Below are 8317 nucleotides of genomic sequence, written 5' to 3'. Positions count from 1 at the left end.
CCGCCCGGCGCAAACCCCTCGCCCCCCCGGCCTTGGGCGGGGGTCCACGGTGCCGCACGCGCTGAACTGGAACCTTGAGGCCCGCCCTCGCCGCCCGGTGGACCCCGGCACAAGGCCGGGGTGACGGCAGAAGTAAGGGGATAGCGCGCAGATGGAAATCGCCAAGGAAGCCCCTCGAACCGCCTGAACGCAAAGAATAACACCTAGGTAGGATTGAGGCGCATCCCCCCAAGCGGCATGGAACACTCGACCATAGAGGGGTAATGGCAGAACGTGGCGGACGTGGATCAACAGCTTGGCGAACGCATCTGCTTCGGCCCCTTCGCGCTTTCTCCAGGCGCAAGGCTGCTGACGCGCGACGGCGCGCCGGTCGAGATCGGCGGGCGCTCCTTCGATCTGCTGGTGGTGCTCACCGAGCAGCCGGGCCGGGTCCTGTCCAAGCGCGAGCTCCTCAAGCGCGTCTGGTCCGATGTCGTGGTCGAGGACGGCAGCCTCCGCTTTCACATGGCCGGGCTGCGCAAGCTGCTCGGCGACGGCGTGGATGGCGCACGCTACATCGCTACCCAGGTCGGCGTCGGCTATGCCTTTGTCGCGCCGGTGGAGCGCCACGGCTTCGCCGGCACCCAGGCGCCGGAACCCGCTGTCGAAGCGCCCCGCCCCGGCACGGTGCTCAACCTGCCCGCGCGCCTTCCCCATCTGATCGGCCGCGAGCGCGATCTTGCCTTTCTGGAAACGCGCGCAGTCGATACGCCGGTCTTCAGCATCGTCGGCCCGGCGGGCGTCGGCAAGACGTCGCTCGCGATCGAGATCGGCCACCAGCTGGCGCCTGCCTTCGATGAGCGCGTGGCCTTCGTCGACTTCAGCATGCTGGAGAACCCCACCGTCGTTGCCTCGATGATCTCGGGCGCGATGGGCCTTTCGGCGCAGAGCGGCGATCCGCTGGCGGTGATCCTCGCCCATATCCGCGACCGCCCCTTCCTGCTGCTGCTCGACAATTGCGAGCACGTCATCATCCAGATCGCCGAGATCGTGGAGCGGATCGTCGAGGAAGCGCCCGGCGCGCGGGTGCTGGCGACCTCGCGCGAGCCGCTGCGCGTGCGCGGCGAGCATGTGCTGCGCCTCGACGCGCTCGCCTATCCCGAGGAGATCAGCGGGCTCAGCCGCACCGAACTCCTCGCCTTCCCCGCGGTCGAGCTGTTCTGCGAGCGCGCCGGCGCGGCCGACAGCACGCTCGTCATCGATGACGAAGCCGCCCGGCTGATCGCCGAGCTCTGCCAGCGCCTCGACGGCATGGCCCTGCCGATCGAGCTGGCCGCCGTCCGCGTTGCCACCCACGGCCTTGCCGCCACCGCGCGCCAGCTCGGCGAGCGGTTCAGCCTGGGCTGGTCCGGCCGTCGCACCGCCCAGCCGCGCCAGCAGACGCTGCAGGCTACGCTCGACTGGAGCTACGACCTGCTCTCCGAAGCCGAGCGCGTCGTGCTCGAACGGCTCTCGGTATTCGTCGGCCCCTTCTCGATCGATGCCGCGCTGGCGGTCGCCGCCGATGCGGAGATCGGGTCGGATGCCGTCGCCGTCGCGCTCGACGAGCTGGTCTCCAAGTCGCTGGTCGCGCCCGATCGCTCGCGCCGTACCGATACCTATCGCCTGCTCGAGATGACTCGTGCCCATGCCCGGGAAAAGCTGCGTGCCCGCGGACTGCCGCTTTATGCCGCGGCGGCGCGGCGCCACGCCGCCTTCTTCCTTGCGGAACTCGAGGCGGTGGCGGAGCAGGACGAGGATGTCCTGCAGGACACCCGCCCGCTGCGCATGCAGCTCGGCAATATCCGCAGCGCGCTCGACTGGGCCTTCGGCCAGGAGGGCGATGCCCGGATCGCCTTCCGCCTCGCCGCCGCCAGCGCGCCCGTCTTCCTCAACCTGTCGCACATGATCGAATGCCGCACCTGGACTGCCCGGGCGCTCGCGGAGATCGACGACAGCCAGCGCGGCACCGCGACCGAACTCGAGCTCCAGGCCGCGCTCGGCATCACGCTGATGTTCACCCGCGGCAACAGCGAAGCGGCAGGCCATGCGCTTGTCCGTGCGCTGGAGATCGCCACCGCGCTCGACGATCGCTGGAACCAGCTGCGCCTGCTTGGCCGGCTCCACATCTTCCATGAGCGGATCGGCGAATATGACATCGCCATGCGCCAGGCCGAGCGCGCCGTGGAAGTCGCCGAAGCGATCGGCGCGCCCGAGGCGATCGGCGTCGCCTATTCGCTCGCCGGCATCTCGCACCACCTCCATGGCGACCAGAAGCGCGCACGGCCGGCGCTCGAATTGTCGATCCGGCAGAGCCCGCCCTCGATCCGCAGCCGGACGATCCATTACGGCTTCGATCACCGCAACCGCTCGATCATCGCGCTGGCGCGCACCCTGTGGCTCGTCGGCGATACCGAGGGCGCGAACCGCCTCGCCCGCCAGGCGGTGGACGAAGCCACCCGGCTCAACCACGCGGTCACCCATTGCATCGCGCTGATCTGGTCGCTCTCGGTGCATCTCTGGATGGCGGACCTCGCGGCAGCGGAAGCCGATCTGGCCGCGTTCAATGAGTGCGCCGAGAACAATGCACTCGGCCCCTATGTCGCCGCGGCAGCCGGTTTCCGGGGCGAGCTTGCGATCCGGCGAGGCCAGACCGGCGAGGCGCTGGACATATTGCGCGACAGCCTCTCCCGCCTGCGCGCCGCCCGCTACGATCTGCTGACCACCACTTTCTCGATCGCGCTGGCACGCGGGCTGGTCCTCGAGGCGCGTTATCCCGAGGCGCTTGAGCTGATCGACGCGACGATCGCGCGCTGCACCGCCAATGGCGAGCGTGTCTCGCTGCCCGAATTGCTGCGCCTCAAGGCCGGCATTGCGGCGCGTTGCACCTCCGGCACCGATGCCGGTCGGGCATTGCTGGAGGACGCGCTGGCCCTTGCCCGCACGCAGGGCGCGCTGGCCTGGGAACACGCGATTTCGGCCGATCTCGCGGCCTTGTCCGTTCCGTCAGGGGGCACCGGCTAGCTCCGGATTCAGATGGCGCTTGCATGCGCTACAATTGTAGCCTAGAACTACAAATGTAGCGTAGAGAGATTCGTCATGCTGAACAACCTGCCGCCCCGCGAACGCCAGATCGTCGACCTGCTCTACGAGCGTGGCGCGATGGCCGTGTCCGATGTCTGCGACGCCCTGCCCGACAAGCTGTCGGCCTCGGCGGTCCGCGCGATGCTGACCCGGCTCGAGCAGAAGGGCGCGGTCCAGCGCGAGCATAGCGACCGCGGCTTCCTGTTCTCGCCGACCATCGCGGAGAACAAGGCGAGCGTGAACGCGCTCGGCCATGTCGTGCGCACCTTCTTCAACGGCTCGACCACCCATGCCGCCAGCGCGCTGCTCGGCATGAGCGAGAAGCTCGACGACAACGACCTGGACGAGCTGGAAGCGATGATCGCCGCCGCCCGCGCCAAGAAGGGAGCCTGATCGATGACCGCCCTGCTCGGCCTTGTGCTCAAGTCGCTGGTGATCGCCGGCATCACCCTGCTCCTGCTCCGCCTCACCCGCAGCCGCTCGGCCGCCGAGCGCTCGCTGATCGCCCATCTCGGCCTGGCCGGGCTGGTGATCCTGCCGGTCGCGACCTTCATGCTGCCTTCGCTCAGCCTGCCGCTGCCCCAGGTGCTGCAGAGCCGGTTCGAGGCCCCCGCCACGAACATCGTGCCCGAGCCGGTCACCCCGCGCGAGACGGTCACCACAACCGCTACGCCGCAGGTCAGTGCATCGGCCGAGCAGCCGGGCTTCACCCTGCCCCAGGGCTGGGAGCGCTTCGCCTATGCGCTGCCGGTCATCGCGCTGCTAATGCTAACCATTATCGCGCTTCTCCGCCTCGTGCGCCTGCGCGCCGGTGCCGAAGTGCTGGTCGATCCGGTGTGGCTGAGCGCGCTCGCCCATGCCCAGCGCCGCATGGGGATGAAGAGCGGCACCGCGCTGCTGGTCAGCGACGCTTTGCCCTCGCCGATCTCCTGGGGCCTTGCCCGCCCGACCATCCTGCTCAGCGCCGATGCGCTGGCGGCGACCGACGAGGCCGAGGCGATCATCGCGCATGAGCTGGCGCACGTCTCCGCGCTCGACTGGGCCAAGCTGATGCTCGCCCGCATCGCCACCGCGATCCACTGGTTCAACCCCCTCGCCTGGCGCCTCGCCCGCGAAGCGCACCAGCTGCGCGAGGAAGCCGCCGACGACGCGGTGCTCGCCGCCAATATCGATGCGCCCGACTATGCCCAGCTGCTCGTCCGCGTCGCCCGGCACGAAGCCCGCGGCCTGCTGATCGGCGCGCACGGCGTCGCCCCCGGCAAGGGCAGCCTCAAGCGCCGCGTCGGCCGCGTGCTCGACGCCACCCTGCCGCGCGGCCGCGCCCAGGGCTCGTGGATCGCGGGCTTCGGCGCCGGCATGCTGGTGATGGCCGCCCCGCTCGCCGCGCTCACCGTCGGCGCCACCGAGCGCCGGGACGACACCACCGCCGCCGCCACGCCCCCCGCCACCCCGGCGGCCCCCAGCGTCGCCGCCCGCCCGGAAACCGTCGAACCGGCCTCGCCCGCCGCCCCGCACGCCGCCGCCACCCCGGCCGCGCCGCAGGACCACCGCGACGACCGCAAGCACAACGAGCTCGACACGATCATCGGCGCCAAGGCGCTGGGCGTGACCGGCGACTATATCGCCGAGCTCCGCCAGGCCGCGCCCCAGCTCGGCCCGCTCAGCCTCGACGACGCCAACGGCATGCGCGCCCTCGGCGTCACCCCGGAGTATATCCGCGCGCTGCTCTCCACCGGCCTGCGCATCCGCTCGTACGACGATGTGATGGGTGCCCGCGCCGTCGGCGTGAACCCCGCCTATGTCCGCAGCATCGTCTCGGCCGGCTATCACGGCGACATCGACGACTACATCGCTCTGGCCGGCATGGGCGTCACCGCCGACGATGTCCGCCGCCTGCACGCCGCCGGCATGAACGTCGACATGGACTCGCTCGCGCTGAGCAAGACGCTCAAGCGCGGCCCGAAGCCCCATCCGGATCCCCGGCCGGCCCCGGATCCCGACAACTAAGACCACCACCCCCAACCCGCCGAAGCGCTGACACCCCGTCCCGGGGTGAACGCCCCCGGCTTGCCTTCTTCACCCAGGAGAAATGTCATGCGCCGCACGATCATTGCCTTCGCTTCGCTTGCCCTGCTCGCCACCACCGCCATCGCCGGCGATCGCGCCCGCGATCCGGTCACCGCCTCCACCCCGATCGGCTTCAAGCTCCAGCTCGAGGCGGGCCGCGGCCATTTCCAGCTCAGCCTGACCATGGGCGAACGCCACAACATGAACACCAGCGTCTCGGGCAGCCAGATCGGCCTCGACACCCGGGCGCTGGAGGGAAACGGCCCGCTCCGCTTCGCCATCGCCCGTGAGCCCGGCCGCCTCGACTGCACCGGCGCCACCGAGCGCAAGGTCGCCATCGGCAGCTGCAGCTTCACCCCCGATGCCGCATTCGCCGGCTATCTCGCCCAGCGCGGCATCGGCCAGCCAAGCTTCCAGGAATCGCTCGACCTCACCCTGGTTGGCGCCAACAAGGAGCTGGTCGAGGCGCTGGCCAGGGCCAACTATCCCAAGCCGACGATCGACGAGCTGACCGCGCTCTCCGCGCTGCAGGTCACCCCCGCCTATATCGCCGATCTCGCCCGCCAGGGCTTCCGCCCGGACAATCTCGACGACCTCACTGCCTTCGCCGCGCTCCGCATCGACGCCGACTATGCCGGCCGCATGCTCCGCGCCGGGCTCGGCAAGCTCAAGGCCGATGAGCTGATCCAGCTCAAGGCGCTCGACGTCTCGCCCGAATATCTCGCCGAGATGGCCGGGGCGGGCCTGCGCAACCTCTCCGCCGACGACGTCACCCAGCTCAAGGCGCTGAACGTCACCCCCGCCTTCGTCCGCGAGATGGCCGCGATGGGCTATCCGGACCTGCCGGCCGAGCGCCTCGTCGAGCTCAAGGCCGTCGGCGTCACCGCCGAGGATGTCCGCCACGCGCGCAAGATCGGCATCACCGATCCCACGCCCGAGCAGCTCGTCCAGATCCGCGTGCTCAAGCACTGATCGCCAGGAAAGCGCCCCAGTGATGCGTTTCGCAGCCCTTCTCCTTGCCGGCACCGCGCTCCTTCCCTCGAGCGCGGTCCGTGCCCAGACCGCCGTGCCGCCTGCAACCGGCACGGCGGCCGCCAAGCAATCCTTCACGCCGGAGGACTTCGCCCGCTTCGCCCCGCGCACTGCCTATGACATGCTGGTCCAGCTTCCCGGCTTCACCATCCGCAGCGCGGACCAGGAGCGTGGCCTGGGCCAGGCATCGGAGAATGTGCTGATCAACGGCACCCGCATCGCCAACAAGACCGGCGGCGCGATCGCCGAGCTCCAGCGGGTTGCCGCCGGCAATGTCGAGCGGATCGAGATCGTCGATGCCTCCACTCTCGGCATCGCCGGCCTCTCGGGCCAGGTCGCCAACATCATCCTCAAGAACGCGCGCAAGGCCGGCGGCCAGTTCGAATGGAAGCCCGATTTCCGCGCTCATTATTCGCGGCCCAACCTGTTCCGCGGCAATATCAGCTACACCGGCAAGACCGGCGCGGTCGATTACACCCTGTCGCTCGAGGACCAGGCCGGCCGCGGCGCGATCGGCGGGCCCGAGCTGTTCTACGCCGCCGACGGGTCACTGATCGAGCGGCGCGAGGAAGTCTTCCACCAGGAATCGGACACGGTCACCGCCAAGCTCCGCCTGGCGATCGACGGCCCCGGCACGTCCAAGGGCAATCTCGTCCTCGGCTATTCGCCCTATTGGAACCCGGTCTATGACTTCGAGCAGCGCTTCCGCGCCGACGGAAACGACGGCACCCGCCTGCGCCGCCAGCGGCTCAACGGCTGGTTCTACGACGTCAACGCCGATTATGAGTTCGCGCTCGGGCCGGGCCGCTTCAAGATCATCGGCCTGCGCCATTTCGATCACGAGCCGGTGATCTCCACCCAGATCGACAGCTTCGCCAGCGGCGCCCCCGACCAGGGCACCCGCTTCACCCGCAACTCGCACATCACCGAGACGATCGCCCGCGCCGAATATGGCTGGAAGATGGGCAAGGCCGACTGGCAGGTCTCGCTCGAGCGCGCCGTCAACGGGCTCGATCAGCGCGGCGCGCTCGCCACGCTGAACCCGCAGGGCGATTTCGTCCCCGTCCCCTTCCCCGGCGGCAGCGGCATCGTCCGCGAGGTCCGGCATGAGGGGATGGTCACCTATAGCCGGGCGCTAGGCGCCAAGCTCAGCCTGCAGGTCGCCGGCGGCGGCGAGACCAGCGTGCTCGAGCGCGTCGATGGCGATCTGCCCGCGCGGCGCTTCTTCCGCCCCAAGGGCAGCGTCACGCTCGGCTGGAAGCCCGATGCCGCCTGGGACCTCAGCCTCAAGGTCCGCCGCCGCGTCGGCCAGATCAGCTTCTATGATTTCCTCGCCCAGCCCAATCTCAAGTCCGAGCGCCAGAATGCCGGCAATCCCGATCTCGTCCCGCCGCAGAGCTGGGAAGCCGAGATGGAAGTCGGCCGCACGCTGGGCGCGGCGGGCAAGACCCGGCTGCGCGCCTATTATCACCGGATCGACGACATCATCGATATCGTCCCGATCGGCGCGGACGACGAAGGCGTCGGCAACCTGCCCCGCGCCACCCGGATGGGGCTGGTCAGCACCAGCACGATCCAGTTCGCCCCGCTCGGCCTGCCCGGCGCCAAGCTCGACGCGACCGTCGGCATCGAGCGTGCCCGCGTCCGCGATCCGCTCACCGGCCAGATGCGCACGATCAGCGGCACCCAGGATCGCTGGGCGGAACTCAACTTCCGCCACGACATCCCGAAGAGCGCGCTGGCCTGGGGCGTCGACGCCAGCTTCTATCACTATTCGCCGTACTATTACCTGACCGAAGTGAACCAGGAGAATGAGGGGCCGTGGTTCGTCAACGTCTTCGCCGAGCACAAGAATGTGCTCGGCCTGACCGTCCGCGCCACGGTCGGCAACATCTTCAGCGCCCGCCATTATTACGACCGCGAAGTCTATGCCGGCCGCCGCACCACCAATCCGCTGGTCTTCCGCCAGTCGAACAACCAGCTGATCGGCCCGATCTTCACCTTCAAGATCAGCGGGAGTTTCTGAAACCTACTTTCCCCTCCCTGCAAGGGAGGGGCTAGGGGTGGGTTAGAGAAGGGGGGGGGGGGGGGGGGGGGGGGGGGTGTGGGGGGTCCG

5 protein-coding genes are annotated in these 8317 nt (G+C 69.4%); all 5 read left to right on the top strand.

Translation table 11 applies throughout. The features are described from left to right. Positions 1–282: 282 nt before the first annotated feature. The 5 genes from AAHM44_RS24250 to AAHM44_RS24230 all read left to right on the top strand — a co-directional run bounded on the left by AAHM44_RS24250 (position 283) and on the right by AAHM44_RS24230 (position 8227). Complete coding sequence (locus tag AAHM44_RS24250) at positions 283–3042, top strand: ATP-binding protein (RefSeq protein ID WP_342251593.1); 2760 nt, start codon at positions 283–285, stop codon at positions 3040–3042. A gap of 75 nt (positions 3043–3117) precedes the next feature. After that, positions 3118–3495 (top strand): BlaI/MecI/CopY family transcriptional regulator, encoded by a 378-nt coding sequence (locus AAHM44_RS24245; protein ID WP_184167986.1) that lies wholly within the window; start codon positions 3118–3120, stop codon positions 3493–3495. 3 nt (positions 3496–3498) lie between these two features. After that, positions 3499–5109: a M56 family metallopeptidase gene (locus tag AAHM44_RS24240; protein WP_342251592.1), complete on the top strand. Its 1611-nt coding sequence runs from the start codon at positions 3499–3501 to the stop codon at positions 5107–5109. An 87-nt stretch (positions 5110–5196) separates the two neighbouring features. Beyond that, complete coding sequence (locus AAHM44_RS24235) at positions 5197–6141, top strand: hypothetical protein (RefSeq protein WP_342251591.1); 945 nt, start codon at positions 5197–5199, stop codon at positions 6139–6141. 22 nt (positions 6142–6163) lie between these two features. Then, positions 6164–8227, top strand: a complete 2064-nt coding sequence (locus tag AAHM44_RS24230) for a TonB-dependent receptor plug domain-containing protein (RefSeq protein WP_342251590.1) — start codon at positions 6164–6166, stop codon at positions 8225–8227. Positions 8228–8317: the final 90 nt, after the last annotated feature.

It is taken from the genome of Sphingomonas sp. OTU376 (assembly GCF_038440415.1).
Lineage (GTDB): Bacteria > Pseudomonadota > Alphaproteobacteria > Sphingomonadales > Sphingomonadaceae > Sphingomonas > Sphingomonas kyeonggiensis_A.
This window is presented reverse-complemented; position numbering and strand designations above follow the sequence as displayed.

Bases quoted from the DNA above. Each gene is read 5' to 3' on its own strand.
- AAHM44_RS24245 (WP_184167986.1), top strand. From the start codon at position 3,118: ATGCTGAACAACCTGCCGCCCCGCGAACGCCAGATCGTCGACCTGCTC.
- AAHM44_RS24240 (WP_342251592.1), top strand. From the start codon at position 3,499: ATGACCGCCCTGCTCGGCCTTGTGCTCAAGTCGCTGGTGATCGCCGGC.
- AAHM44_RS24235 (WP_342251591.1), top strand. From the start codon at position 5,197: ATGCGCCGCACGATCATTGCCTTCGCTTCGCTTGCCCTGCTCGCCACC.
- AAHM44_RS24230 (WP_342251590.1), top strand. From the start codon at position 6,164: ATGCGTTTCGCAGCCCTTCTCCTTGCCGGCACCGCGCTCCTTCCCTCG.